At 68.4% G+C, this 25,515-nt stretch carries 23 protein-coding genes; 11 read left to right on the forward strand and 12 right to left on the reverse strand.

Annotated features, from left to right (window positions below; genetic code table 11):
- Nucleotides 1–3 precede the first annotated feature (3 nt).
- Together JNJ68_RS08495 and JNJ68_RS08500 are read left to right on the forward strand one after the other, a co-directional pair.
- Entirely contained in the window at nucleotides 4–1,296 is a 1,293-nt protein-coding gene (locus JNJ68_RS08495; RefSeq protein WP_294981396.1) for a mechanosensitive ion channel domain-containing protein, read from the forward strand.
- Nucleotides 1,280–2,449 (forward strand): TIGR03862 family flavoprotein, encoded by a 1,170-nt coding sequence (locus JNJ68_RS08500; protein ID WP_294981397.1) that lies wholly within the window; start codon nucleotides 1,280–1,282, stop codon nucleotides 2,447–2,449. The genes JNJ68_RS08495 and JNJ68_RS08500 overlap by 17 nt, the downstream gene beginning before the upstream one ends.
- On the opposite strand, the gene JNJ68_RS08505 is transcribed toward JNJ68_RS08500, so the two are convergent.
- From JNJ68_RS08505 to JNJ68_RS08520, 4 genes are read right to left on the reverse strand one after another with little or no spacing between them, the layout of a single operon-like run.
- The gene (locus JNJ68_RS08505) at nucleotides 2,446–2,892 is read right to left on the reverse strand and encodes a hypothetical protein (RefSeq protein ID WP_294981399.1); all 447 of its coding nucleotides are present in this window, start codon (nucleotides 2,890–2,892) and stop codon (nucleotides 2,446–2,448) included. The two genes, JNJ68_RS08500 and JNJ68_RS08505, sit on opposite strands and share 4 nt — an antisense overlap.
- On the reverse strand, nucleotides 2,893–3,975 hold the full coding sequence (pheS, locus tag JNJ68_RS08510) for a phenylalanine--tRNA ligase subunit alpha (protein WP_294981401.1): 1,083 nt from the start codon (nucleotides 3,973–3,975) through the stop codon (nucleotides 2,893–2,895). It lies immediately after the preceding gene.
- Nucleotides 3,976–4,032: 57 nt separating this feature from the next.
- Nucleotides 4,033–4,743, reverse strand: coding sequence for a class I SAM-dependent methyltransferase (locus JNJ68_RS08515; protein ID WP_294981403.1), 711 nt, complete (start codon nucleotides 4,741–4,743; stop codon nucleotides 4,033–4,035).
- Between the two features lie 51 nt (nucleotides 4,744–4,794).
- A complete protein-coding gene (locus JNJ68_RS08520; RefSeq protein ID WP_294981405.1) occupies nucleotides 4,795–5,556 on the reverse strand; it encodes a hypothetical protein in 762 nt (253 codons plus the stop codon).
- 287 nt (nucleotides 5,557–5,843) lie between these two features.
- On the opposite strand from JNJ68_RS08520, the gene JNJ68_RS08525 reads away from it, so the two are divergent.
- Complete coding sequence (locus JNJ68_RS08525; protein ID WP_294981407.1) at nucleotides 5,844–7,034, forward strand: pyridoxal phosphate-dependent aminotransferase family protein; 1,191 nt, start codon at nucleotides 5,844–5,846, stop codon at nucleotides 7,032–7,034.
- Here the strand turns inward: JNJ68_RS08525 and ubiG are convergent.
- Nucleotides 7,007–7,744: a bifunctional 2-polyprenyl-6-hydroxyphenol methylase/3-demethylubiquinol 3-O-methyltransferase UbiG gene (ubiG, locus tag JNJ68_RS08530; RefSeq protein ID WP_294981409.1), complete on the reverse strand. Its 738-nt coding sequence runs from the start codon at nucleotides 7,742–7,744 to the stop codon at nucleotides 7,007–7,009. The genes JNJ68_RS08525 and ubiG overlap by 28 nt on opposite strands.
- Before the next feature lie 67 nt (nucleotides 7,745–7,811).
- Between ubiG and pip the strand changes: the two genes are divergently transcribed.
- From pip to JNJ68_RS08570, 8 genes are all read left to right on the forward strand, one after another.
- Complete coding sequence (gene pip, locus JNJ68_RS08535; protein WP_294981410.1) at nucleotides 7,812–8,783, forward strand: prolyl aminopeptidase; 972 nt, start codon at nucleotides 7,812–7,814, stop codon at nucleotides 8,781–8,783.
- 414 nt (nucleotides 8,784–9,197) lie between these two features.
- Nucleotides 9,198–10,103, forward strand: coding sequence for an AraC family transcriptional regulator (locus JNJ68_RS08540; protein WP_294981412.1), 906 nt, complete (start codon nucleotides 9,198–9,200; stop codon nucleotides 10,101–10,103).
- 30 nt (nucleotides 10,104–10,133) lie between these two features.
- Nucleotides 10,134–12,254 (forward strand): TonB-dependent siderophore receptor, encoded by a 2,121-nt coding sequence (locus JNJ68_RS08545; RefSeq protein ID WP_294981414.1) that lies wholly within the window; start codon nucleotides 10,134–10,136, stop codon nucleotides 12,252–12,254.
- Entirely contained in the window at nucleotides 12,248–13,105 is an 858-nt protein-coding gene (locus JNJ68_RS08550; RefSeq protein WP_294981416.1) for an ABC transporter substrate-binding protein, read from the forward strand. The genes JNJ68_RS08545 and JNJ68_RS08550 overlap by 7 nt, the downstream gene beginning before the upstream one ends.
- Nucleotides 13,102–15,066 (forward strand): Fe(3+)-hydroxamate ABC transporter permease FhuB, encoded by a 1,965-nt coding sequence (gene fhuB / locus JNJ68_RS08555; protein WP_294981418.1) that lies wholly within the window; start codon nucleotides 13,102–13,104, stop codon nucleotides 15,064–15,066. Before JNJ68_RS08550 ends, fhuB begins: the two co-directional genes overlap by 4 nt.
- Nucleotides 15,063–15,830 (forward strand): ABC transporter ATP-binding protein, encoded by a 768-nt coding sequence (locus JNJ68_RS08560; protein ID WP_294981420.1) that lies wholly within the window; start codon nucleotides 15,063–15,065, stop codon nucleotides 15,828–15,830. Before fhuB ends, JNJ68_RS08560 begins: the two co-directional genes overlap by 4 nt.
- A gap of 33 nt (nucleotides 15,831–15,863) precedes the next feature.
- Complete coding sequence (locus JNJ68_RS08565) at nucleotides 15,864–17,564, forward strand: ABC transporter ATP-binding protein (RefSeq protein ID WP_294981422.1); 1,701 nt, start codon at nucleotides 15,864–15,866, stop codon at nucleotides 17,562–17,564.
- Nucleotides 17,561–18,613 carry a siderophore-interacting protein gene (locus tag JNJ68_RS08570; RefSeq protein ID WP_294981425.1) on the forward strand — a complete coding sequence of 351 codons (1,053 nt, stop codon included), beginning with the start codon at nucleotides 17,561–17,563 and terminating at the stop codon, nucleotides 18,611–18,613. Before JNJ68_RS08565 ends, JNJ68_RS08570 begins: the two co-directional genes overlap by 4 nt.
- A 38-nt stretch (nucleotides 18,614–18,651) precedes the next feature.
- Here JNJ68_RS08570 and JNJ68_RS08575 read toward each other — a convergent pair whose 3' ends face one another.
- From JNJ68_RS08575 to JNJ68_RS08605, 7 genes are all read right to left on the reverse strand, one after another.
- Nucleotides 18,652–19,101 carry a GNAT family N-acetyltransferase gene (locus JNJ68_RS08575; RefSeq protein ID WP_294981428.1) on the reverse strand — a complete coding sequence of 150 codons (450 nt, stop codon included), beginning with the start codon at nucleotides 19,099–19,101 and terminating at the stop codon, nucleotides 18,652–18,654.
- 53 nt (nucleotides 19,102–19,154) lie between these two features.
- Nucleotides 19,155–20,264, reverse strand: coding sequence for a Gfo/Idh/MocA family oxidoreductase (locus JNJ68_RS08580; RefSeq protein ID WP_294981430.1), 1,110 nt, complete (start codon nucleotides 20,262–20,264; stop codon nucleotides 19,155–19,157).
- Complete coding sequence (locus JNJ68_RS08585; protein WP_294981433.1) at nucleotides 20,261–21,337, reverse strand: Gfo/Idh/MocA family oxidoreductase; 1,077 nt, start codon at nucleotides 21,335–21,337, stop codon at nucleotides 20,261–20,263. The genes JNJ68_RS08580 and JNJ68_RS08585 overlap by 4 nt, the downstream gene beginning before the upstream one ends.
- A gap of 11 nt (nucleotides 21,338–21,348) precedes the next feature.
- Nucleotides 21,349–22,323 (reverse strand): ABC transporter permease, encoded by a 975-nt coding sequence (locus JNJ68_RS08590; protein ID WP_294981436.1) that lies wholly within the window; start codon nucleotides 22,321–22,323, stop codon nucleotides 21,349–21,351.
- The gene (locus JNJ68_RS08595; protein ID WP_294981439.1) at nucleotides 22,320–23,273 is read right to left on the reverse strand and encodes an ABC transporter permease; all 954 of its coding nucleotides are present in this window, start codon (nucleotides 23,271–23,273) and stop codon (nucleotides 22,320–22,322) included. The genes JNJ68_RS08590 and JNJ68_RS08595 overlap by 4 nt, the downstream gene beginning before the upstream one ends.
- Nucleotides 23,270–24,760, reverse strand: a complete 1,491-nt coding sequence (locus JNJ68_RS08600) for a sugar ABC transporter ATP-binding protein (protein ID WP_294981441.1) — start codon at nucleotides 24,758–24,760, stop codon at nucleotides 23,270–23,272. The genes JNJ68_RS08595 and JNJ68_RS08600 overlap by 4 nt, the downstream gene beginning before the upstream one ends.
- A gap of 117 nt (nucleotides 24,761–24,877) precedes the next feature.
- Nucleotides 24,878–25,515 (reverse strand): substrate-binding domain-containing protein (locus JNJ68_RS08605; RefSeq protein WP_294981443.1); only part of this gene is annotated, 638 nt, incomplete at its 5' end.

Consider the following 25,515-nt stretch of genomic DNA (forward strand, 5'->3'; position numbering starts at 1 on the left):
GGCGTGGAACGTCTTCAGGACTGGCTGCAACAGGCCTCCGACACCGCCCTCGGCTGGCTCTCCTCGCCCGCCGCCCTGTCGCAATTCGCGCTGCTGATCCTCGCCTATTTCGCCGCCCGCCTGCTGGCCGCCCGTATTGCGCCGGTGCTTGAACGCACCCTGACCCCGAAGCCCGAGGCGCTGCACCTGATCGCCCGCCTCCGCCGCTTCGCGCTCCTTTTCCTGCCGCTCCTCCTCCCCCTCCTTGCCTACGCCCTGACCGCAGTCGGCGAAGGCCTGACCCGCGCCACTTTCGGCAGCGGCGAGGTCATCGCCTTCGGCAAGCGTGTCTTCCTCCTCCTTGCCGCCGTCGAGTTCGTCCGCAAGGTCCTGCCGTCCGGCTTCCTGAAGCTGATGGGCCGCTACATCCTGCTGCCCGTCGCGGCGCTCTATGCCGTCGGCCTTCTCGACGAAGTCACCGATTACCTGAACTCGGCCCAGGTCAACCTCGGCAACATCCAGTTCACCGCGCTGGCTCTGATCCGCGGCCTCATCGCAGGGTCGCTGCTCTTCTGGCTCGGCAGTTGGTCGAACCGCCAGTCCACCGGCTACCTCAAGTCGCAACCCGACCTCCGCCCCGCCACCCGCGAACTGGCGATCAAGGCCAGCGAAGTCGCCATCTTCGGCGCGGCCTTCCTGCTCCTCATGTCGATCATGGGCATCGACCTGACCGCCGTCGCCGTCCTCGGCGGTGCCTTGGGCGTCGGCATCGGCCTCGGCCTGCAACAGATCGCGGCCAACTTCGTCTCGGGCATCATCCTTTTGCTCGAAGGGCAGACCACCGTCGGCGACTACGTCGAACTCGACGGCGGCGAGAAAGGCACCATCGTCAAGATGACCGCCCGCGCCTGCATTCTGGAAACCTTCGACGGCAAATGGATCGTCGTCCCGAACGAACATTTCATCACCACCCGCGTGGTGAACTACTCCGACCAGGGCAGCGCCAACCGCTATGAAGCTTTGTTTTCAGTCTCTTACGAAACTGATATTAATATCGTGCCCGATCTGATCGAGCACGCTGTATCGAAGCTCCCCTTCGTTCTGACCGAACCTGATGGCCCGGATTGCGAGCTTCGCGGCTTCGGCGAGTCGAGCGTCGACTTCGCCGTGGAATACTGGGTTTCCGGCATCGACGACGGCAAGAATAAATACGGCTCCCCCGTCCTCTTTGCGATCTGGAATGCGCTGAAGGAGGCCGGGATCGGCATGCCCTATCCGCATCGCGTTGTCGAACTGCGCAATGCCCCCGGCACCTGAGGCCCCCGAAGCCCTCGTCATCGGCGCCGGTCCCGCCGGGTTGATGGCGGCGGAAGAGCTTGCAAAGGCCGGGGTGCAAGTGCTTGTCGTCGAGGCCAAACCCACGGTTGCCCGCAAATTCCTGATGGCCGGGAAATCCGGCCTGAACGTCACCAAGGACGAGCCCTGGGACACTTTCGCCACCCGCTACGACACGCCCCGCCTCCGCCCCATCCTCTCGGCTTTCGGCCCCATGGAAGTTCAGGACTGGTGCCGCGCCCTTGGTCATGACGTATATACAGGCTCGTCCGGGCGAGTCTTTCCCGTTGAAATGAAGGCCTCTCCTCTGCTCAGAAGTTGGCTGCAACGCCTGATCACACAGGGTGTTGAACTCCGCACCCGCTGGCGCTGGGCCGGCTTCGAAGGTGCCGCCTTCCGCTTCGACACGCCCTCCGGCCCGCAGACCCTGACACCGAAAGTCACCATCCTCGCCCTCGGCGGCGCGAGCTGGCAGCGCCTTGGGTCAGATGGCTCCTGGGTCCCCCGGCTGCGTGAAAAGGGCGTCCAGATCACCGCCTGGCAACCCGCCAACATGGGCTTCCACGTCGACTGGTCGACCCACATGACGCCATTTTTCGGCAGCCCAGTCAAAGGCATAGCCCTCATGGCCGGTCCACACCGTGAACGCGGCGAGTTCGTCATATCGGCGAAAGGCGTCGAGGGCGGCGGTATCTACAGTATATACAAGTATCTACGCGACGGCGCACAGCTTGCCCTCGACCTCCTCCCCGACCTCGGCCAGGACGAGATCCCCCGCCGCCTTGCCAGAATGAAACCCGGCGAAAGCACCGCCAATCGACTGCGCAAGCTCGGCCTCGACCGCGCGCAGACCGCCCTGGTGATGGAATTCGCCCGCGCCGAACCCTTCGCCCATCTCAAGCACCTGCCGATTCCGCTGCAAGGCCCACGCCCGCTGGGCGAAGCCATCTCCGTTGCAGGGGGTGTCGCCTGGGAGGCCCTGACCGACGAGCTTGAACTGAAAGCCCTGCCCGGAACCTTCGCCGCCGGGGAAATGCTTGACTGGGAAGCCCCGACCGGCGGCTATCTTCTCACCGCCTCATGGGCCACAGGTCGTTGGGCCGGACAGGCCGCGGCCCGCCGGATTCGTCTCTAATCCTGCCTAAAAAGCAGCGCCTCGAACCACGGCAGCACCTGTTCGCGCAGGATTCCCACCGCCATGTCCAGACACTCCGGCCGGTCCAGCACATCAATAAAGGCCAGCGTGCCCGGGTCGCGCTCCGCCTGCTCGAAGAAGTCGGCCAGCGTCACATCCTCGCCCCCCGGCCAGTCGGGATGGTCCGGCGCCTCGCCCTCCGGCGTGACGAACCGCAGCACGATCCGCACGTCCCAGCCATAGCGATCGCGCTGCAGATGCACCGCCGACTTCCCCGCCGCCGAGACCCGGCTCCAGGTCGTCCCGCTCAAGGCATATCCCTCGGGAGACAGAACCGAATCCAGCGCCAAGACAATCCGCCCCCAGGCCTCCTCCCGCCGCGCCGGAAAACCCGGATCATTCGCGGCCAGATGCTTGCGGGCGGAAAGGTCCGGGTCGTCCATTCAGGCCGAGAGCCCCCCCGCCAGGTCCGGCACGTCCAGCGCCGAGAACCCATAGTGCCGTAGCCAGCGCAGGTCAGCCTCGAAGAAGGCCCGCAGATCCGGGATGCCGTATTTCAGCATGGCGATCCGGTCGATCCCCATGCCGAAGGCGAAACCCTGCCACTGGGTCGGGTCGACGCCAGCGGCGGAAAGCACCTTCGGATGCACCATGCCCGAGCCGAGGATCTCCATCCACTTGTCGCCGTCGCCGATCTTCAGCTGCCCGCCGACGTTGGAATAGCGGATGTCGACCTCCGCCGAAGGCTCGGTGAACGGGAAATGCGAGGCGCGGAAGCGCAGCTCAACCTTGTCCACCTCGAAGAAGGCCCGGCAGAACTCCTCCAGCGTCCACTTGAGGTTCGCCATCGAGATCGAACGATCAATCGCCAGCCCCTCGACCTGATGGAACATCGGCGTATGGGTCTGGTCCATGTCCATCCGGTACACCCGACCCGGCGCGATCACCCGGATCGGCGCGCCCTGATCCATCATCGCCCGGATCTGCACCGGCGAAGTATGCGTCCGCAGCACATGCGGCGGGCGGTTGTCGCCTTCCGCCCGCGCCATGAAGAACGTGTCATGCTCCTGCCGCGCGGGATGTTCGGGCGGGATGTTCAGCGCATCGAAGTTGTACCAGTCGCTCTCGACCTGCGGCCCCTCGGCGACCGAGAACCCCATGTCACCGAAGATCGCCGTCAGCTCTTCCATCACCTGGCTCACCGGATGGATCGTCCCCCGCGGGCGAGGCCGCCCCGGCAGCGTCACGTCCAGCCATTCGCTCTTCAGCCGCTCGTCCAGCGCCGCATCGCCCAGCGCCACCTTCCGCGCCCGAAGTGCTGCGTCGATCTCGTCCTTCAGTGCGTTCAGGCTCGCCCCCGCCGCCTTGCGCGCCTCGGGCTCCATCTTGCCCAGCCCCGCCATCAGCGCCGAAATCTCGCCCTTCTTGCCCAGCGCCCCGACGCGGACCTCTTCCAGCCCGGCCTCATCCGCCGCACCGGCCACCGCCGCCAGATACCTGGCCTTCAGCGTGTCGATCCCGTCCATCGCGCCTCTCCTGCAATCCGCCCCTCTGCTAAAGGCGAAGCCCCCGCGATGCAAGGTTCAGAAGATCGACCGCCGCCCCCGCACCTCCAGCATCCGGCGCGACCGGACCACCTGCCCGTTCTGTGCCGTGATCGCGACCGGCGCCTCCTTCAGCCGCTTCTGGATCACCACCAGCGAGTCGTGAAACCTGATCCCCCCGATCTCCCGCGCCAGCGGGTGCAGCGGGAAGCCCGCGTCATCCTCGGTATACCAGGAATGCATCCGGTCGATCAGGTCCTTGGCGAATTCGATGAAGCTCGCGGGCTCCCGCAGCCCCCCGCCGAACCCCGGCCAGTAGCTCGTATGCACGTCCTCGACGATATAGAGCCCCCGATCCGCCAGTTGCGGCCAGAGATGGCGGAAGCTGGCGATCTGCTGGTGCATCTGGTGCCCGCCGTCATCGACGATCAGGTCGAAAGGCCCATGTGCCCGGCCGATGCGGTCAAGGAACGCCGGGTCCGCCTGATCGCCGATCTCCACCACTGTCCCCGGCAGCGCCAGGGCGGCACAGGTCGGGTCGATGTCCAGAAACACCAGCCGCGACGCAGGGCCAAGAAACCCCTGCCACATCGGCAGCGACCCGCCCTTGTAGACCCCGATCTCCAGGAAGGACACGTCCCGCCCCTGCCAGCCGCCCAGAAGCTCGTCGTAGAGTTCCAGGTAATGCTCCATCTTGAACAGCTTGCGGTCGCCCGTCCGGGCCGGATAGTCGCGGAAATAGCGGGTCATTGCTCACCTCTGGACGGAAGAAGCCTACATCTCCCGTCCCCGCCCGCAATCCTACATCAACTTCGCATCCGTTGCGTCGAACACCACTGCGGGGGCGCCCGCAGCCCTGTCCAGGGTCCGGCTGGCGACAAGCCTTTGACTCCACAGCGTCTTTTGCTGTACGGGGTCCACCAGCCGAACCTTCAGCCAGGCTCGGTCCTCGTTCCACGCGCCTTCGACCTGAAGGTCGAGCCCCCCCGGCAGTCGGTCGCCCGTCAACCCATGCCTCTCACCCAGCAGGTATTCCGCCGCCAGCCGGGCGATCGCCGCCGCAAGGTCACGCGCAATCGCCGCCTCGGTGCCCTCCGGCAGATCGGCCAACCGCAGGGCAAAGGGAACCGGCGGACGCGGCTCGGCCAGTTCCGCCGCGACCCGCTGCCGCTCCTCGGCGAGCCAGAGGTTGAAGCCGGGGTCCAGGATGTCGATGCCCTCCAGGAACTCCCGCCCCTGCGCCAGCGCTTGCCGCGCCGCCGCCGGATCGGCCAGATCGCTGCCGAACCCCGCCAGCGCCACGCAATCACGGTCGCTTGTCAGCCGGTCGGCCAGCGGCCCCAGCGCCTTGCGCAACTCGGTCAGCGCCTGCCGCAGCGACCCCGAGGCCTGCTCCTGCCCCCGGTCCGACCAGAGCCGCGCCTCCAGCCAGCGGCGCGGGCGGCGATGGCCCGGCGTCCGCGCCAGAAGCGCCAAGAGCGCCCGCGCCTTCGCGCCCCGGGGTGTGCGGTCCTTCCCCGCTTCGTCCCGCACCTCGAATACGCCGATCATCCGGATGAACATTGTCGTCCCGCCTGTCCCTGCTTCGTCAACTTCGAGGCACCGTCGGACGGGCAGCGTGAAATTTGCGTCAATCGTCCGGCACGCAGCGTGAATCGTGCAAGTAAATCGTGAAATCGCGTGAAAGACCCGGTGTGGAATACGGCTGATTCCCCCGTTTCCGGCCTGCAAATCAAGGCCGCGGCGGGTTTCACGGGGAATTAACGCGCAATCTTCCCCCCTTGATCTATCCAGACCGCCCCTCGGTCCGGCTGTCCGCCACTGCGGGCGACACCAGGAAAGGTCACGCCATGCCCCGGCCCGCCCCTGCCCTCGACACCGCACCTGCCCTCACGCTGGAGGAGCCGCTTTCAGGGCTGCTGGACACCAGCCCTCCCCCAGCAGACAGACCGCGCCTCGGGCTGGACTTCACGCGGCAGGACTATCTCGGGCTCGCCACGCATCCCGCCGTCCGCTCCGCCGCCCTTGCCGCCCTGGGCCAGCACCCCCTCACCGCCTGTGATCCCGCACTGGTCGCCGTACTGGAGGACCGCCTCGGCGCCTTCCTCCAGCTTCCCGGCGTCGTGACCTTCCGGTCAGGCACCGAGGCGATCCGCCGGACGCTCCGCGCGCTCCTGCGCCCCGGCGACCATGTCATCCTCGATTCCGCCGCCCATCCGGCCATGTTCGAGACGGTTTTTCTCGCCAAAGCCCGTCTCCACCGCAGCCCCGCCGGGTCCGTCGAAGCGGTGGAACGTCGCCTTACCCGCCTTGCCCGCCAACCCCGGCGCGGGCGGCTGATCATCGCGCTGCCCGCCATCTCGGCCTATGGCTCAAGGATCGCCGACCTGGCCGAGCTCTCCGCCCTTTCCCGCCAGCACGGCGCGGTCCTCGTCGTCGATGTGACGCATGACTTTGGCGCGATGGCACCCAGGGGCGGCGGCGTGGCCGAGATTCAGGCCTGCTCCAGCCATATCGACATCCTGCTCGGCAGCCTGGCGAAAAGCTTCGGCGCGCCGGGTGGCTTCGCCGCCTTCCGCGACCCCGGCCTGAAAGCCGCACTTCAGGACCGGCACACCGCCGCCCTGTCGCCGGTCAACGCCGCCGCCATCCTCGCCGCGCTTGACCTGATCGCGGGGACCGAGGGCCATCGCCGCCGCCGCAACCTGCACGGGCTCTCGCTTCGCCTGCGCAATCACCTGATGGCCGACCGGATCAGGCCCATGGGCCAGTCCTCGCCCTTCGTGCCCATCCTGCTGCCCTTGATGACCGCGTTGCCGCGCGCCGCGCTTCTGGAAAGCGCCGGGCCGCGCGTGCCGCTTCTGCAAGCCCCGACCGTGCCCCTGCACGCGCCGCGCTGGCGCATCCAGTTGACCGCCGCCCACAGCCCCGCCGACATCGACGACCTGGCCGAGCTGATCCGCGACGTCAGCCGCGCCTTCGACCGGCGCTTCAGCCGACCCCGGGTCTCCGCCTACGCCTTGACGGAAGCCGTCACGTAGTTGCAGCTCAGGTCGCGGTCCGAAAGGCTCCAGCGCCATGACACCGGGTTGAAAACCATTCCCTTCCGGTCCACTGGCTTCAGCCCCGAATTTTCGATCAGCGCAAACAGCTCGTCCGGGGTGATGAACTTCGCCCAGTCATGCGTGCCCTTTGGCAACCAGCGCATCACCCATTCCGCCCCCACGATGGCCATCATGAACGATTTCGGGTTGCGGTTCAGCGTCGAGCAGATCATGAGGCCCCCCGGTTTCAGCAGCTGCTGGCAGGCCACCAGATAGGCCTGCGGGTCCGCCACATGCTCCACCACCTCCATGTTCAGCACCACGTCGAACCGCTCGCCTGCCGCCGCCAGCGCCTCGGCCGTCGTGTGACGATAGTCGATCGCCAGCCCCGACTGCCGGGCATGGGCCTCGGCCACCGGGATGTTGCGCTCGGCCGCATCCGCACCGACGACCTCTGCCCCCAGCCGTGCCATCGGTTCGCTGAGCAACCCCCCGCCGCAGCCGATATCCAGCACCCGCAACCCCTTGAACGGCAGCGGCGCCGCCAGATCGCGCCCGAACTCCGCCGCGATCTGCGACGTGATATAGTCCAGCCGACAAGGGTTCATCAGGTGCAGCGGCCTGAACTTGCCCTGCGGATCCCACCATTCCGCGGCCATCGCCTCGAACTTGGCCACCTCTGCCGGATCGACCGTATCCACCGCCATCGCCGCCTCCTGCTGTCTCCCGAATGCCCTTCGACTCCGGGCTGTCCCGTGGCTATATAGGGGGAATATGGATCAGAGATCAGGTCAAAAGCGCGCAGTCGAATACCTCTACCCGCCGATCGACCCGTTCGATCAGCGGGTGATCGACATGGGCGACGGCCACCGGGTCTATGTCGAACAATGCGGCCACCCGAGCGGCCAGCCGGTCATCGTCTTTCACGGCGGCCCCGGTGGCGGCTGTTCCCCCGCCATGCGGCGCTACTTCGATCCCCGCCACTACCGCGTCGTTCTTTTCGACCAGCGCGGCTGCGGCCGGTCCCGCCCCCATGCCAGCGTCACGGCCAACACCACCTGGCATCTGGTGCAGGATGTCGAGACGATCCGCACCACCCTCGGCATCGACCGCTTCACGGCCTTCGGTGGCAGCTGGGGCGCGACGCTCGCCCTGATCTACGCGATCACCCATCCCGACCGCGTGGCGCATCTCGTCCTGCGGGGCGTCTTCCTGATGACCCGTGCCGAACTCGGCTGGTTCTATGGCGGCGGGGCCGGGGCCTTTTTCCCCGACCTCTGGTCCCGCTTCACCGAGGTCATCCCGCCCGAGGAACGCGCCGACCTCATCTCCGCCTACCACCGCCGCCTCTTCTCCGGCAACCTGGTCGAGGAGACGCGCTATGGCCGCATCTGGGCCAACTGGGAAAACGCCCTCGCCTCGATCCAGAACGAGGGCGCGCTTGGCGAAAGCCCCTCCGACTACGCCCGCGCCTTCGCCCGGCTGGAAAACCACTACTTCCAGAACGCGGGCTTCCTTGACTGTGACGGCTGGATCCTGCGCGAGCGGCGCCATATCGAGCAAATCCCGGCCACCATCATCCAAGGCCGCTACGACATGATCTGCCCCCCGCAAGCCGCCTGGTCGCTGGCGCAGGGATGGGCCAACAGCGAGCTGAAAATGGTCCCGCTCGCAGGACATGCCTTGTCGGAGCCCGGGATCAGCGAGGCTCTGGTGCGGGTGATGGACAGCCTGCGGCGAATCTGACGGTCCGGCGTCGACCTGGATCTGTCGCGTGCTTTCCCGGTTGACGACTGTTTTGGTCGGCATCAGGACAGCGTCTTCGGCAGCAACCGCCGGACCGCAGACAGGCCAGATCGAATCTCTGCAGAAGGCAATGATCCGCCGTGCACGACCTGCCGGGCCTGTGCGACCGGGACCAAGGCCGCCTTCCTTCGGATGATGCAGGCGATGCGGCGCGGCCGGACCGACCTGGCGGGTGCAGCGGCGTCCCCGCCTCTCTTTCCCGGTCGGGCCACGAAACGCATCCGTGAATCGGTTGCGTTTTCCGACAGAAACCGTCAAGAAACGGCCCGGCTCAGCGCTGTTCCCTCGGTTTGCCAGGCCCTATGTCGCAGAAAGGTCATGCCCGTGGGGTCCTTAGCAGATTTTCGGCCACGCATGCAGGCGCAGACCCGGGCGCTGCGGACGCTGGAGCCGCTGGCCTTTCGCCATCTGGCCGGTGCGGTGGCCGATGTCTGGTCGGTTCAGGGCGAGCGCGAGGGAGGCGGGCACTATGTCTCGCCCGATCCGCGCGTGGTGATCTTCCTGGACGATGCCCCGCCGCCCATCGCCTTTTCGACCGGGACGCCCGAGACCTCGGCGCGCATCGCCCGCGCCTTCTATGTGCCGCAGCACGTTCCGATGTGGAGCCGGATGCAGGCCGCCGCGCGGATGACCCATCTGGATTTCCATCTCGACGCCGGGGTCTTGCAGCGGCGGCTGGCGGCGGGCGGGGTGCGGGCCGATCTGACGCGCCCGCGGTTCCTCGACTCCGGGGCAGAGATCGTCACCCTCGGGCAGCTGGCCGCCGCCGAAATCCGGCGCCCGGGCGGCAGTCCGATGCTGCTCGACGGGCTCCTAACCGCCACGCTGGCGGCGGTCTTTGCCGGACCGGAGACTGCGGCGACGGGCGGCACGGGCGGGCTGGCCCCCTGGCAGATGGCGGCGGTGGAACGGCTGGTGCGGCACCATCTGGCCCGGCCGGTGACGGTGGCCGAGATGGCCGCCGCCGCGCGCCTGTCGGAAAGCTGGTTCGCCCATGCCTTCCGGCGGCACACGGGCCAGACCCCGCAAAGCTGGCAGGCCGAGCTTCGCCTTTCCGCCGCGCGCGATCTGATCGCCGGGTCCGACCTGTCGCTGGCCGTGGTGGCGCAGGCGGCAGGCTTCGCCGACCAGGCGCATCTGTCGCGCCGCTTCCGCGCCCGGTTCGGCCAGACCCCGTCGGACTGGCGCCGGCAGCAATTCAGCAGTCCGGGACAAATTCCGGTAGCCGGGTTCAAGACGGGCACCGATTTTCAGAGTTAAACGCTCGGGATTTCTGGACCGGACCTGACCATGACACGCACCTCTCCTTCCCGTCTCCTTCTTCTCGGCACCAGCCTGATCGCGCTGGCGACCACCGGCGCGCTGGCGCAGGACCCCGACGACACCCGCCCGACTTTCCTTGGCGTGATCGCGCTTCAGGTCGGCGAGAACCCGACAGCGCCGCTGGACGGCCCGCTGGCCAGTTCCGCCGCGACGATCAAGACCAGCACGCCGATTGCCGAGGTTCCGGCCTCGATCTCGGTGGTGCCGCGCGACCTGATCGAGAAGCAGGGCGCGACCAACCTGGCCGAGGCGCTGGCCTATTCCGCCGGGGTGATCACCGAAAACTACGGCGCCGACCCGCGCTTCGACAGCCTCTATCTGCGCGGCTTCAACCTGGAGAACGACAAGTTCCTCGACGGGCTGCGGCTGATGCGCTCCACCCAGTATCCGACCAGCGCCCCCAGCTTCGAGCTTTACGGGATCGAGCGGGTCGAGGTGCTGCGCGGCCCGGCCTCGATGCTGTATGGCGCAGGCACTCCCGCCGGTCTGGTCAACATGGTGCAGAAACGTGCGCAGGCCGACGGCGATTTCACCGAGCTGGGCTTCGGCTTCGACTCGAACGGGTCGGTCCATGTCTTCGGCGATGCGAACCGCGTGGTGGACGACCGCTTCGCCTATCGCGTCACCGGCAAGCTGGGCAATGCCCGCACCGATGTCCACGCCATCGACAACGAACGCGCCTATCTGGGCCTGTCGGCCAGCTATGCGCTGACCGGGGCGACCGAGCTGGAGTTCATGTTCAGCCGCCATGACGACGCGCCGATCTCTCCCACCGGGATTCCGAACGGCTTTGTCGGGCTCTACGATCTGGATGCGCTGCGCGACTTCAACTTCGGCGACGAGGATTTCAACAGCAGCGACCGCAAGATGACCACGCTTTCCTTCGGCGTGACGCATGAATTCGACAACGGCTGGAAGCTGAACGGCACCTTCCGCTACACCGATTTCGACTGGAGCTACGAGAACATCTACATCAGCGGCGACACTGGATCGGTGGTGAATCGCGGGCGGATCGACCAGGACGAGGATTTCGACAGCTTCGCCTTCGACCTGCGGCTGGCGGGCGAGGCTGTGACCGGCGCGGTCGAGCACAAGCTGACCTTCGGGCTGGATGCGCAGAAGTTCAAGGAATCGGCCTATACCGGATTTGCGGGCGTCGATTCCATCGACTACCTCGCTCCGGTCTATGGCGGGATCACCGTGGGCGCCACCACCTATGAGGCCGACAAGACGGTGGATGCCGAGCAATACGGTCTCTATGCACTGGACGAGATGTCCTTCGGCAACTGGCGCGCGACGCTGGGGGTGCGCCATGACTGGACCCGCCAGTCGGGTGGCAACGTCACCACCTTCGGCACCACCGACTTCGGCCGCAAGGATGCCGCGACCACCGGCCATGCCTCGCTCGGCTACGATTTCTATGGTGGCCCGAACGTCTATCTCGCCTATGCGACCTCGTTCCTGCCGCAGATCGGGGTGGATCAGGATGGCAACCTGCTGCGCCCGACGCGGGGCAAACAGTGGGAGCTTGGCGTCAAATATGAGCCCGAAGCGTTCGACGGGCTGCTTACCGCCGCGATCTACGACCTGACCGAAACCGACCGCACCACTGTGGTCGGCCCCGGCTTCCCGGCCCCGCTGGCGCAGACCGGCGAGGTGAACATCCGGGGGCTGGAACTGGAAGGGCTGGCGGTTCTCGGCAACGGCTGGACGATGAAGGGCGCGTATACCTATGCCAGCACGGAAATCAGCGGCGACAACGACGGCAACGAACTGGCCAACACGCCGCGCCATGCCCTGGCCCTGTGGCTGAGCCATGAAATGCAGGGCGGGCGGCTGGAAGGGCTGACCCTGTCGGGCGGGTTGCGCTACATCGGCGACCGCTGGTCCTCGGACGCGAACACCACCGAGCTGGAAGCGGTGACGCTTCTCGATCTGGGCGCAAGCTATGTCTGGGACAACGGGCTGGAATTGCAGGTGAACCTGAACAACGTCACCGACGAGGCCTATATCTCGGCGGTGGGCTTCAGCTCCAGCTACATCGGCGACGGGCGCAATCTTCAGGCGAACCTCAGCTACAAATGGTGACGCGCCGCGCCCTTTTGGCGGCCATGGCGGGTGTCGTGGCTGCGGGGCCTGCCAGGGGCGCGACGGGTCCCCGGATCGCGGCAATCGACTGGGCCATGGCGGAAAGCGCCATGGCCCTTGGCCATCCACCGCTGGCCGTGGCCGAGTTGAAGGGCCTGCGCCGGGTCGCCGCCTCGTTGCCGGCCGAGACCACCATCGACCTCGGCCTGCGCGGGGCACCGAACCTCGAGGCGCTGAGCCTGTCCGCGCCGGACCTGATCCTGTCGTCCAGCTATTACAGCTTCATCCAGCCGCAGCTGGAACGGATCGCCCCGGTGCTGTCGCAGGCGCTCTATGTGCCGGGAGAGGACCCGCTGCCGAAGCTTGTCGCGCTGCTGCCGGTTCTGGCCCAAGCGCTTGGCGATCCCGGCGCTGCCGCGCCTGTGCTGGCGGAGGCCGAAGCCAGTTTCGATGGGCTGGCGGGGCGGCTGGCCGGGCAGGAGAGGCCCTTCCTCCTGCTGGAAGTCGGCGATGCGCGCCATGTCCGCATCTTCGGCGGTGACAGCCTGTTCGGCGGGACGCTGCACCGGCTGGGACGGGCGAATGCCTGGACCGATGGCACCCAGTTCGCCTTCCACGCGCCGGTGCCGATGGAGCGGCTGGCCGACTTCCCCGAAGCAGCTCTGGTGATCGCGGGCGAGGTGCCGGTGCAGGCCCGCCGGTCGCTGGAGCGGGGCGCGCTGTGGAACCGGCTGGCCCCGGTTGTGCGGGGCGATGTGTTGCAACTGCCGGAGATCAACGCCTTCGGCGGCCTGCCTTCGGCCCTGCGCTTCGCGCGCGAGCTTGTCCTGGCGGCGGAGGGCAGGGGATGAAGCCCGCCCTTGCCGCCGCCGCGTTGGCCGTGGGTCTCTGGGCCTTCGCCGCGCTGTCTCTCCTGTCGCTGGCCGACTGGCCCGGCCTGCCGTGGCGGGCCGAGAGCCTGGGAATCGACCAGATCCTTCTGACCCACGGCCTGATGCCGCGCGGCGCGGTGGCGCTGCTCGCCGGGGCCTGCCTGGGCCTTGCGGGTGCCCTGATGCAGGCGGTGCTGCGCAATCCGCTGGCCGATCCCTCCACGCTGGGCACGGCGGCAGGCGCGCAGCTTGCGCTGGTGGCGGCGACGATCTTCGCCCCCGCGGCTCTGGCGAACGGCGCCCTGCCGGTGGCGCTGGCCGGAGCACTGGCCGTGACCCTGCCGGTTCTGGCGATCGGAGCGCGGCGCGGGTTTGCCCCGGTGACGGTGACGATCGCCGGGATGCTGGCGGGGATGCTCTGTGCCGCCGTCGCCACAGCGCTGACGCTGGCGCAGGGCCATTACCTGTTGTCGCTGGTGATCTGGAACGGCGGGGCTTTGAGCCAGCAGGATTGGAGCGGCGCGCGCAACCTCGCCCTCGCCCTTCTGCCCGCTCTGGCGCTTGCCGCCCTGCTCGCCCGCCCGCTGATGGTGCTGTCGCTCGGGGCGGAGGCGGCGCGGGGCCTGGGCCTGTCGCTTGCGCCGCTGCGGGCGGGGGCGATCCTTCTGGCGGTGGCGCTGTCGGCGCTGGTCTCGGCCGAGGTCGGGCTGGTCGGCTTCGTCGGCCTTGCCGCGCCCGCCATCGCCCGGGCGATGGGGGCCCGCAGCCTGAAGGCTCGCCTTCTTCTGTCGCCGCTGGCCGGAGCGCTGGTGCTGTCGCTGGCCGATGGTGTGCTGCTGACGCTGAAGGCGCTTGGTGGCCCCAGCCTGTCGACCGGCGCCATGACGGGGCTGATCGGCGGGCCGCTCCTCCTCTGGCTGCTGCCCCGCATGGCCGCCCAGGTTCCGCCGGGGGCCGAGGCGGGAGATGGCCGGTCATACCGCACCGCGCATCCGCGCCGGGTGCTGGCCCTGCTGCTGTCGGGCGTTGTCGCCCTGTCCCTCCTGACCCTCTTCGGCGGACGCGGACCCGAGGGCTGGGGTGTCATCCCCGCCGCATTGCAGGGCACCTTCCTCCCCCTCCGCGCCACCACCATCACCGCCGCACTGGCTGCCGGGGCATTGCTCGCCGGATCCGGCGCGGTGCTGCAACGGCTGACCGCCAACCCGATGGCCGCGCCCGAAGTGCTCGGCGTCACCGGCGGCGCGGCGCTCGGCTATGCGGCGACGGTCTTCCTGATCCCGGCGCCGGGGCCTCTGGCGCTGGCCCTTGGCTCGGGCCTCGGTGGCGCCCTTGCGCTGACCGCGCTCACCGCGCTTGCGCTCCGCGCCGACCTCGCCCCCGCGCGCCTGTTGCTTGCGGGTCTGGCCATCGGTGCCTTCGCCTCCTCCGTCCTCGCCGCGATCATGGCCTCCAGCGACCCGCGCGCCTGGGTGGTGCTGGGCTGGCTCGCCGGCAGCACCGCGCAGGTCACGCCCACTGGAGCCGCCATGCTGGCCGCCTTCGCGCTGATCTTCCTCGTCGCGCTGATTGCCGCCGCCCGCTGGCTGGAGATCCTGCCGCTCGGCGCCCCGGTCAGCCGCGCCCTCGGCCTGCCGCTCACCCCTCTGCGTCTGACGCTGATCCTCAGCGCGGGCCTTGCCACCGGGGCCGCAAGCCTGCTGGTCGGCCCGGTCAGCTTCATCGGCCTGATGGCCCCGCAGCTCGCCCGCGGCCTGGGACTGGTCCGCGCGGCATCTTTCGTCACCGGCAGCTGGCTGATCGGCGCGCTGCTGATGTGCATCGCCGCCTTCGGTGCCCGCACCGCGACCTTCCCCTATGACCTGCCGCTCGGCCTTGTCGCCACCCTGGTCGGCGCGCCCTGGCTGTTCCTCACCCTCCTGCGCAGCACCGCAGCATGAGCCTTTTCTCCCTTGCCGATGTCAGCTTCGACGTACCGGGCCGCCGCCTGATCGACCACCTCTCGCTGGAGATCGCCGAGGGCGCGGTCACGGCGCTGGTCGGGCGCAATGGGTCGGGGAAGTCGACGCTGTTGAAACTGATCGCCGGGCAGAACCGCCCCGCCTCGGGCCGGATCGCCCATGCCGGACGCGCGCTGGCCGACTGGCCCCCGCGCGACCTGGCGCGGCAGATCGCCTATCTGCCGCAGGTGACGCCGGTGGCCGAGGGTATCCGGCTGGCCGAACTCGTGGCGCTGGGCCGCTATCCCTGGCGCGGCGCGCTTGGCCGGTTCCGGCCCGAGGATCATGCCGCCGTCTCCGACGCCATGCAGCGCTGCGGGTTGCGGCCCCTGGCCGACCGGCTGGTCGACACGCTGTCGGGCGGGGAACGTCAGCGCGGCTGGATCGCGATGATGCTGGCGCAAGGCGCGCGGACATTGCTGCTGGACGAGCCGACCTCGGCCTTGGACATCGCGCATCAGGTCGAGGTGCTGGGCCTTGTGCAGACGATGAGCCGCGAGACGGGCCTTTCGGCGGTGATCGTCCTGCATGACGTGAACCTCGCCGCGCGCTACTGTGACCGGGTGGTCGCGCTGGACGGCGGGCGGCTGGCGCTGGACGGTCCGGTCCGGGACCTGATGACGCCCGAGGCGCTGGCCCGGGTCTACGGTCTGCCGATGGAGGTCGTCCCGCGATCCGGCTATCCCTTCGCTGTGCCCCTCTGACCCTTCGTCCAAGGCCGAACCCAGGACCCTGCCATGCTGCGCCAGTTCTTCGCCTACTACCGCCCGCACCAGCGCCTCTTCTGGCTCGACTTCGGCTCGGCCGTGCTCTCCGGCCTTCTGGAGCTGTGCTTCCCGCTGGCCATCACCGCCTTCATCGACCATCTCCTGCCGATGGGCGACTGGACGCTCACGCTTCTCGCCGCCGTCGGCCTGCTGGTGGTCTATGCGCTGAACACCGGGCTGATGATCGTGGTCATCTACTGGGGCCACATGCTGGGGATCGAGATCGAGACCGAGATGCGCGCCCGCGCCTTCGCCCATCTGACGCGCCTCTCCTGGCGCTGGTTCGACCACGCCCGCACCGGCAAGCTGGTCGCCCGCGTCACCCGCGACCTGGAGGAGATCGGCGAGGTCGCCCATCACGGCCCGGAGGACCTGTTCATCGCGGTGATGACCTTCGCGGGTGCCTTCACCCTGATGTTCTGGATCCACCCGGTCCTGGCTTTGGCGATGTCGGTGATCGTGCCGCTGACGATCTGGCTGGTCGTGGTGCAGGGCGGGCGGATGACCCGGACCTGGCAGGAAATCTACGGCCGCGTCGGCCAGTTCAACGTCCGCCTGGAAGAGGCGCTCGGCGGCATCCGGGTGGTGCAGTCCTTTGCCAACGAGGCGCATGAAGAGCAACTGTTCGGGCGAGACAACCTGGCCTATCGCGCCACCAAGCTGGACGCCTACCGGATCATGGCCAAGGCCACGGCGCTGCACTACATGGGCCTGCGCTTCGTGCAGGTCGTGGTCATGGTGCTGGGCGCGGGCTTCGTGCTGGACGGCAGCCTGACCACCGGCGGCTTCGTGGGCTTCCTGCTCTTGGTCGGCGTCTTCTTCCGCCCGCTGGAAAAGATCGCCGCCGTGATCGAGACCTATCCGCGCGGCATCGCGGGGTTCCGCCGCTACCTCGACCTGTTGTCGACCGAGCCCGGGGTGGCCGACCGGCCCGACTCCCGCCCCGCCCCGGCACTGCGCGGCGACATCGCGTTCCAGAACGTGTCCTTCGCCTATGACGCCACCCGCCCGGTGCTGCGCGACGTGTCGCTGATGGTCCGCGCGGGGGAAACCATCGCCTTCGTCGGTCCCTCCGGCGCAGGGAAATCGACGCTTCTCTCGCTTCTCCCCCGCTTCTACGAACCAGATACGGGCACGATCACCATCGACGGCCTGCCGCTTTCCGCGATGACGCTGGACAGCCTGCGCAGCCAGATCGGGCTGGTCAGCCAGGACGTGTTCCTTTTCGGCAGCACGCTGCGCGAGAACATCGGCTATGGCCGCCTCGGCGCGACCGAGGCCGAGATCCTTGCCGCTGCCGAAGCCGCCAGCCTTGGCCCCCTGATCCGCAGCCTCCCGCAGGGGCTTGAAACGATGTGCGGCGAGCGCGGGGTGATGCTTTCGGGCGGGCAGAAGCAGCGCGTCGCCATCGCCCGCGCCTTCCTGAAGAACCCGCCGATCCTGATCCTGGACGAGGCGACCAGTGCGCTGGATAGCGAGACCGAGCGCGACATTCAGGCCGCGCTGGACCGGCTGGCCGAGGGTCGCACGACGTTGGTCATCGCACACCGGCTGGGCACGATCCGCAACGCCGACCGCATCGTGGTGATGGAGGGCGGCATGGTGCGCGAGATCGGCAACCACGGCACGCTCCTCGCCGGGGACGGCCTTTACGCCCGGTTGGCGGGGTGAGGTTGGGGGTACCGCAGATCACCGTCGCGGGCCGCCTCGCCCCGGTCGACTGGCCCGCGCTGGAGGCTTTCGCGCGCCTCCTGCGCGAATTCGCCAGTGTCCGGATCACGCCCGGAAAGGTGATCAGCGCAAGCATGGAGGCCGGGACGATGAGGCTTGCCTGGGCCGGTGACGCAGCCGAAGTGCGGCTGGCGGCGCGCGATCCCTCTGCCGCGCAGAACCTGCGCGACACGCTTGGTCATCTTCTGGACAGCACGGCCAGAGGTCTGGCCGCCGGGCTGAGCTGGCCCGACGCGGGCGAGGGCAGCCTGCCGCCGAACTTCCGGCTGGCGCGAGTGGCGGGGGTGATGCGGCTCAGCCCCAACTTCCTGCGGCTGCGCCTTGAGGCCGAGAATATCTTTTTCATGGCCCGGACTGGTCTGCACCTGCGTTTGCTTCAACCGTGCGATCCGGGAAACCCGGTCTGGCCGCGCCTGTCGGTCACGGGGCGCACGGTCTGGCCCGGCCCCGGTCTTCTGCACATGCCGGTCTACACCATTCGCGCCATCGACCCGGTGGCAGGCTGGCTTGACGTGGACATCTACCTGCACGGCAACGGCCCGACCTGCGCCTGGGCGCGCGCGGCCCGGCCCGGCGACAGGATCGGCATCTCGGGCCCCGGCGGTGGCTGGCTGCCGCAGGCCGGGCGGCTGGTGCTCGGCGGGGACGAGACCGCACTGCCGGTGATCGCCCGCATTCTGGCGGAAGCCGCTTCCGACACGGTGGGCCATGCCGTGATCGCGTTGCAGAACCCCGCCGACCGGCAGGAGATCGATGCTCCGGCAGGGGTGACGGTGGAATGGCTCGGCCCCGGCGAGCATGGCCGTCTGGCAGCCCGCTTCGAAGTCGCGGCTGCCGAAGCGCTCTCCGCTCCGGTTCCGGCGCAGGTCCTTTTCGGCGGCGAGCGCCGCGACGCCGAGGGCCTGCGGCGCAGGCTACGGGCGCGCTTCCCTTCCGCCGGCAGACAGCTGAGCGTCGCGGGCTACTGGGATGCAAGCGCCAAGGCCTGACCGAACCGCGCTTGAGGACTGCTGCCGCAAGCCCCCGGCTAGAGCTTGCGGTTGTAGCGGATGAACGGCGTCACCTGCGCGATCCGGTCGTAGAGCCGCCGGGCGGTTTCGTTGAAATCCTGGGTCAACCAGTAGACGGCGGGCGTGCCGTTCGCATCCGCAGCGGCATAGACGGCTTCGATCAGCGCCCGCCCGATACCCTGGCCGCGCACGGCCGGGTCGGCGTAAAGGTCTTGCAGGTAGCAGACATTCTCGATCTTCCAGCAGTGGCGGTGGAAGAGGTAGTGCACCAGCCCGACGGGGCGTCCGTCCAAGAGGGCGAGAAGACCGTTGAACTCTTGAGGGTCGTCGCCCAGGAGGCGGGCGAAGGTGCTGTCATATACCGCCTGCGGGACCGAGGTCTGGTAGTAGTCGAGGTAGCCCGTCCAGAGCCGCGCCCAGTCTGAACGGTCCTCGGCTTGCAGTGGGCGGATGGTGAGGGCGGACATTGCAGGCTCCGTCAGGGTAGGGTTGGGGGCGGGCAGGCCGGGGACGCGGCGGGTCAGAGGGCGAGGCTGGTCGCGGCGCCAACCCGGACCGGCTTCCCGGTGCGGCGGGACTGGATGGCGGCGAAGGCGAGGGCGAGGCTGTCGAGGTTCTCCTCCGCGCCGTTCGCGGGTTCCGTGCCGTCCTCGATGGCGACGAGAAGCGCCCCCATCGCCCCCCGGAAGCCGTCGTTGAACCAGGTGCCTTCCAGCCGGGGCCGGGCGATCCCGCTGGCGGTGGTGAGGGTGACGGATTGCTGGCCAAGGTCCGGCCCGTCGCTCTGCAGGCTGCCCTTCGTTCCCGCAATGAAGGTGGTGTCGCGCGGCCCGTGCGGCGTGGCCCCGTCGAAAACCAGCGAGGCCTGGCCGCCTTCCATCTGCACCAGCACTTGTGCCAGCAACGGGGCCCTGGCGGTCTGGCCGGTGGCATGGGCGGCAGTGGCGAAGACAGTCCGTGCGCGGGGGCCGATCACGCTGCGCAGGAAGTCGAACCAGTGGATGCCGAAGTCGTAGAGGATCAGATCCTCGATCTTCTCGAACGGCGTTCCGGCGATCCAGCCGTGGCTCCAGTGGATGCCGACGTGGGCAGAGATGACCTCGCCGATCAGCCCCGCGCGGACGGCCTCGCGCATATACGCCAGATGCGGTGCCCAGCGTCCGTTCTGGTTGACGGCAAGCCTGACCCCGTTCTCCCGGGCCAGAGCGACAAGGTGGCGGCCCTCGGCAAGGTCGAGGACGAAGGGCTTCTGCGACAGGACATGCTTGCCCGCGCGGAGGGCGGCCTCGATGATCGGCAGCCGGTCGGCGGGATGGGGGGTGATGTCGACCACGTCGATGGCGGGGTCGTTCAACACCTCTTCCCACCGATCCGTCACGCGGGCCTTCGGTGCGAACTCGGCGGCCTTGGCTTCGGCCTTCGCGAGCGTCCGGTTGCAGATTGCGGCCACCTCCCACCCGGCAGTCCGGTAGGCGTCGAGATGGGCGCTGACGATCCCGCCCGCGCCAATCACGCCGATCCGGGGGCGGTAGCTGCGCGGCATGGGCGGCTGGTAGGGCAGGGCAGGGGCCGCGACCTCGGCCAGGGCGGCCGATTTCAGGGCATAGGTGTCGGCGTCGGGCTCGCTCACGGCAGCAACGGCAGGCTGCGCTTTTCGCGGGCGGAGAGGGCGGCGGTGTCGACGATGCGCTGGCCGGTCAGGCTGACCTCGGGATCGAGCGGGCCGGTCAGAGGCTCGCCCCGCGAGATGCAACCGAGGACATATTCGATGGCATTGCGCCCCCCCGGAGGTAGCGGGTCGGCGGCGATCGGGTGCGGTTCCGGGTTGGCGCGGGTCTGCACCGTCACATGGTCGGCATAGTCCCAACTGGCGATGGTGCCCTCGGTCCCCACCAGGATGAACCCGCATTTCGGCTGCGGCTGGATCACCCAGGGGTCGGTGAAGGTACCCCAGCGCGTCTCCATCTTCGACAGGCCGGTCGCATAGCGGCAGACCACGATGGCGTGCTGGTCGACCTCTATCCCCGGAGTCTCGTCCGTGACGCAGGTGACTTCCAGCGGCGCCTCGCCATTGCGATACCAGGTGCCGAGCGTGGCACCATAGCCGAGATAGTCGAGCAGGCTGCCGCCCCCCGAGGCGCGCTTGTACCACCAGGAGGTGGGTTTCTGCCGCTCCACCTCCTCACGGCTGACCTCGATCTTGTCGGCAAGGTGATAGAGCGGCCCGCGGTTGCCGCCGTAGGAATGGATCTCGATCACCTCGCCGATCATGCCCTCGTCGACCAGCCGCTTGGCGGTGACGTGGGATTCCACCCAGCGCAGCGGCCAGTTGATCGCCAGATATTTGCCGGTGGGTTTCACGGCATCTATCATCGCGCGGGCGTCGGCGACGGAAGAGGCGAACGGTTTTTCCACGAAGACATGCACGCCGTAGGCCGCCAACCGCTTGGTGTAATCCGCATGGTTTGCGGTGGCGGCGCAGAGGATGGCGAGGTCGGGCTGCGTCGCCGTCATGCAGGCATCGAAGTCGGTGAAGACCCTGTCCTCGGGGATGCCGAACGTGTCGATGGCGCGCTGCATGGTGCTGCGGTCGGGGTCGAAGATACCCACGATCTCGGCCTCCGGGTGGTCATGGACGCAGCGCAAGAGGTCGCCCATGTGCATGTGGTCGAAGCTGATGCCGACGATGCGGAAGCGTGCCATGAAAAACCCTTTCAGCTGCGTTCGGTCAGGCGGATGAACAGCGCGGTGACGGCGAGGATGATCAGCCCGAAAAGGATGCGGCGGCCCCCCTCGGGGATCTGCATCAGGGTCAGCATCGAGGTCAGTACGGTCAGGATCAGCGCGCCAACGATGGTGCCGCCGAACCCGCCCCGGCCCCCGAAGATCGAGGTGCCGCCGATGACGGCTGCGGCGACCGAGGGCAGGTCGAGGGGCAGCGCAAGCGACAGCGAAGCGGTCTTGATCTGGCCGAGGTAGAGGAGGCCCGTGACCCCGGCGATCAGGCTGGAAAGCGTGTAAAGCGTCAGGTGAACCTGCCAGACGCGCACTCCCGACAGCCGCGCGGCCGCCTCGTTCGCGCCGATGGCATAGAGGAGCCGTCCGAACCCGCTGCGGCGCTGCGCCCAGATGACCAGCGCCGCGAAGGGGATGAACAGGACCAGGCTGTTCGGCAGGCCGAAACTGCGCCCGGTGCCGAGCCAGATCAGGAAGTCCGGGATCAGCACCCCGGTCGCGATGACATAGCGCTGGTAGACCAGCAGGCAGCCGGTGGCGATCAGCGCGGTGCCAAGCGTCATGATCAACGGATGCACCCGGCAGATGGCGACGCCGAAGCCGTTGACAAGGCCGATCACCACGGCGGAGGCGAGCGCGATGGCGATGGCCGGGGGCACCCCGGTCATGGGGGCGAGGGTGGCAGTCAGGTAGGCGGCGATGGTGGCGGCGGTGCCGACCGACAGGTCGATGCCCCCGGTCAGCATGGTCAGCGTCTGGCAGGCCGCCAGCATCGCCAGCGGGATGGCGATCTTGATGGTGTTGCCCGCCCAGAACATGCTGAGGACGCCGGGGTTCAGCACGGCCAGGATCGCGACCAGCAGGATCAAGAGGCCGATCAGCGGCAAGAGCGGCTGGTCGACCATCAGGCGGCCGAGGCGGTTCAGCGGGGTGGGGGTATCCGTCATCGTCATGTTTTGCGTCCCCGTGTCGCCAGAACCGCGCCGAACATCACCACGGCGACCATGATCGTGCCCTCGACGATGGCGGCCACATTGGGGTCAACGGAAAGGAGGGTCAGGTCCATCCGCACGGTGCGCAGGATGAAGACGGCGAGGATCGGCCCAAGAAGCCCGCCGCGCCCGCCTCCCAGCACGACCCCGCCCAGCACCACGGCGGCGACCGAGGCGAGGAGGTAGGGGCCGGGGATCGGCTCGCCGATGCCGGTGCCCATGGTGACGGAAAGCCCGCCAAGTGCTGCGAAGAGACCGCAGAGCGCATAGGCGATGACGCGGGTCTGCCCGACGGGGACACCAGAGCGGAAGGCGGCCAGCGCGTCCGAGCCGATGGCATAGAGGCGAAGGCCGAGCTTGGAGCGGCGGATCGGCAGCCAGATCAGCGCGGTGACGACGGCGAGGAAGACGATGGCGCGGGGAAGGATGTCGAGACCTGGGAAATTGCCCGTCGTGAGGGCGCGAAGCCAGGGTGCGGCGGCACCTCCCGGCGCGTTGAGGATAAGAAGCGCGACACCCTGCCAGACGAAGAGCATGGCGAGGGTGACGACGATGTCGGGGACCTTCGAGACGACGATGAGGAAGCCGTTGATCGCCCCCATCGCCAGGCCGAGGAGGAGGACGCCAAGCACAATCCCCACGGATTGCAAATCCGTTGCGCCCTGCATCAGCACGGCTCCGGTCACGCTGGCGACGGCCATCATCGCTGCGATGGAGAGGTCGATGCCCCCGGCGAGGACGACGATGGCCATTCCGACGGTGGCAAGCGCAAAGGGCAGCGCGGCGCGGGCCAGGCTGTCGAGGCCGGAGGCGCCGAAACCGGGCTGGATCAGTTTGGTGGCGAGGAGGAGCGCCGCGAGCAGGACGGCAAGGCCGAGCGTCCAGGAATTTGCTTCGATCCAGCGCTTCATGCCGGGGCCTTTTCGGTCAGCCCGTAGGCAGCGCGCATCAGGGTCGCCTCATCCGCATCCTTCGCGTCGATCACGTCCACCACCCGCCCGTTGAAGATCACCACGGCGCGGTCGCAGGCGAGGCGGATCTCGGCGAGTTCGGAGGTGTAGAACAGCACCGCCGCCCCCTGGTCGGCCAGGTCGCGGACCAGCGCGTAGATCTGTCGCTTGGTTCGGATGTCGATGCCCCGCGTCGGGTCGAAGAGGAGGAGCGTCTGCACCCCCTTGGCGATCCAGCGGGCGATCGTCACCTTCTGCTGGTTGCCACCGGAGAGCCTGCGGACTTCCCCCTGGGCGCGGGTGTCGATCTGGAGCGTCTCGATGGCGGCGCTGACCTTCGCGGCCTCGTCCCCCATGCGGATGGCACCCCAGTTGCGGGCGCGGGCAAGGAGGGGGGCGGCAATGTTCTCGCGGACGGAGCGCGACATGAACAAAGCATGGGCGCGGTCGCCGGGGACCAGGGTCAGCCCGGCGGCGATGGCGTCGGCGGGGTGATGGAAGCTTCGGGCGGTGCCGTCCACCTCGACGGTCCCGGCGCTGGCCTTGCGGTTCCCCGCCAGCACGTCGAACAACTCGTCCTGCCCCTGGCCTTCCAGCGCGACGACGCCCAAGACCTCGCCCTTGTGCAGGTCGAAGGAGACGTCGGTCAGGCGGGTGCCGGTCTTCAGGCCCCTGACCCGCAGTCGTGGCATGTCGGCGGGAACGGGCTTCACCGGCCGTTCCTCGGCCACGGCAGCGGCGACGGCCCCGCCGAGCATCATCTCGACGATGCGCTCCTCGATCCCCGGCTCGATGGGCAGGTCGCCCACGGTCAGCCCGTCGCGCAACACGGTCGCGCGGTCGCAGATCGCGGCGATCTCGGTGAAACGGTGCGAGATGTAGATCACCGACCGCCCGGCATCGGCCTGCGCCCGGACGACCTTCAGCACGCGGTCGACAAGGTCGGTCGGCAGGGCGGCGGTGAGTTCGTCCAGCAGCAGCACATCCGGCTCGATGGCCAGCGCACGGGCAAGGTCGACGATCCGCAGAGAGGCCAGCGGCAGCGACCGGATCATCGCCTCGGGGTCGAGACCGGGCAGGCCAAGCTCGGACACCCAATGCCGGAACGGCTCCATCGCAGTGTCGCCGAGACGCAGGTTGTCGGCGACGGAAAGGTCGGGGATCAGCGAGGGTTCCTGGTAGACCGGCACCAGCCCCCATTTCCGCGCCCCCGCAGGGTTGGCGACGGTGCTTTCGCGACCCTTGATCTTCACATGACCCGCGTCGGGCTTCAGCACGCCGGTCAGGATCTTGACGAAGGTGGATTTCCCGGCCCCGTTCGCCCCCATCAGCGCCACGACCTGCCCGGCCCCCACTTGCAGCGAGGCGTTCTTCAGGGCCTGCACCGCGCCAAAGCGCTTGGCGACACCCGTGGCGTCGAGAACGGCGTCGGAGGGGGCGGCGGTCATGCGGGTCCGGTCTTTCGTGATCGTTATGCGGCGTGGGGGGCTGAGTTGGTCGCCCCCCACCCTCTCCCTCCCCACGAGGGGGAGGGAAGCGCCCGGATCAGGCGGATGGTCCCGGGGTTACTCGCCCGGACCCTTGCAGGCGATGATCTGGTCCATCGTGTAGGTGGTCCAGCCGTCGATCGAGACCGAGACCGGCCATTCCGGCGACAGGTTCGGGTTGGCGGCGGCGGCGAGTTTGGCCTTGCCTTCCTCGCTGACGTTGTCCCAGATCGCGGGGTTGACCAGAACCGTCTTCTCGGCGGGCATCTTGCCGTCGAGGATCTGGATCGCCAGTGCCACGCCCGCACCACCGACCGAGCCGGGGTTGGTCACCGCAGCGCCTTGCAAGCCCTCGACCGAGGACAGCTGGCCGACGAAGCCCGCGTTGTCGGCGCCGACGACCGGCACCAGCGGCGCACCGCTTTCAACCAGCGCATCGACGATCACGTTGTCGATTCCGCTCGTCCAGATGCCCTGGAACGGCACGCCCGCGGCGATGATGTCGTTGATCTGCTGCTTGCCCTGGTCCTGCTGCCAGCCGGTGAAGACCTCTTGCGCGACGGTGATGTCCGGATACTCGGCCATCGCCCGCTTGAAGCCCTTGTCGCGGTCGTTGTCCGCGCCCGCGCCCGCCGCGCCGCGCATGTAGACCACGGCGCCCTTGCCGCCCATCGTCTCGAACAGCCACTTGGCGCCGAGATAGGCATATTCCTCCT

Source organism: Tabrizicola sp., assembly GCF_016793705.1.
Classification (GTDB): domain Bacteria; phylum Pseudomonadota; class Alphaproteobacteria; order Rhodobacterales; family Rhodobacteraceae; genus Tabrizicola.

Coding starts and splice junctions, on each gene's coding strand:
- JNJ68_RS08500 (WP_294981397.1), top strand. CDS start 1,280: ATGCCCCCGGCACCTGAGGCCCCCGAAGCCCTCGTCATCGGCGCCGGT.
- JNJ68_RS08505 (WP_294981399.1), bottom strand. CDS start 2,892: ATGGACGACCCGGACCTTTCCGCCCGCAAGCATCTGGCCGCGAATGAT.
- pheS (WP_294981401.1), bottom strand. CDS start 3,975: ATGGACGGGATCGACACGCTGAAGGCCAGGTATCTGGCGGCGGTGGCC.
- JNJ68_RS08515 (WP_294981403.1), bottom strand. CDS start 4,743: ATGACCCGCTATTTCCGCGACTATCCGGCCCGGACGGGCGACCGCAAG.
- JNJ68_RS08520 (WP_294981405.1), bottom strand. CDS start 5,556: ATGTTCATCCGGATGATCGGCGTATTCGAGGTGCGGGACGAAGCGGGG.
- JNJ68_RS08525 (WP_294981407.1), top strand. CDS start 5,844: ATGCCCCGGCCCGCCCCTGCCCTCGACACCGCACCTGCCCTCACGCTG.
- ubiG (WP_294981409.1), bottom strand. CDS start 7,744: ATGGCGGTGGATACGGTCGATCCGGCAGAGGTGGCCAAGTTCGAGGCG.
- pip (WP_294981410.1), top strand. CDS start 7,812: ATGGATCAGAGATCAGGTCAAAAGCGCGCAGTCGAATACCTCTACCCG.
- JNJ68_RS08540 (WP_294981412.1), top strand. CDS start 9,198: ATGCAGGCGCAGACCCGGGCGCTGCGGACGCTGGAGCCGCTGGCCTTT.
- JNJ68_RS08545 (WP_294981414.1), top strand. CDS start 10,134: ATGACACGCACCTCTCCTTCCCGTCTCCTTCTTCTCGGCACCAGCCTG.
- JNJ68_RS08550 (WP_294981416.1), top strand. CDS start 12,248: ATGGTGACGCGCCGCGCCCTTTTGGCGGCCATGGCGGGTGTCGTGGCT.
- fhuB (WP_294981418.1), top strand. CDS start 13,102: ATGAAGCCCGCCCTTGCCGCCGCCGCGTTGGCCGTGGGTCTCTGGGCC.
- JNJ68_RS08560 (WP_294981420.1), top strand. CDS start 15,063: ATGAGCCTTTTCTCCCTTGCCGATGTCAGCTTCGACGTACCGGGCCGC.
- JNJ68_RS08565 (WP_294981422.1), top strand. CDS start 15,864: ATGCTGCGCCAGTTCTTCGCCTACTACCGCCCGCACCAGCGCCTCTTC.
- JNJ68_RS08575 (WP_294981428.1), bottom strand. CDS start 19,101: ATGTCCGCCCTCACCATCCGCCCACTGCAAGCCGAGGACCGTTCAGAC.
- JNJ68_RS08585 (WP_294981433.1), bottom strand. CDS start 21,337: ATGGCACGCTTCCGCATCGTCGGCATCAGCTTCGACCACATGCACATG.
- JNJ68_RS08590 (WP_294981436.1), bottom strand. CDS start 22,323: ATGACGATGACGGATACCCCCACCCCGCTGAACCGCCTCGGCCGCCTG.
- JNJ68_RS08595 (WP_294981439.1), bottom strand. CDS start 23,273: ATGAAGCGCTGGATCGAAGCAAATTCCTGGACGCTCGGCCTTGCCGTC.
- JNJ68_RS08600 (WP_294981441.1), bottom strand. CDS start 24,760: ATGACCGCCGCCCCCTCCGACGCCGTTCTCGACGCCACGGGTGTCGCC.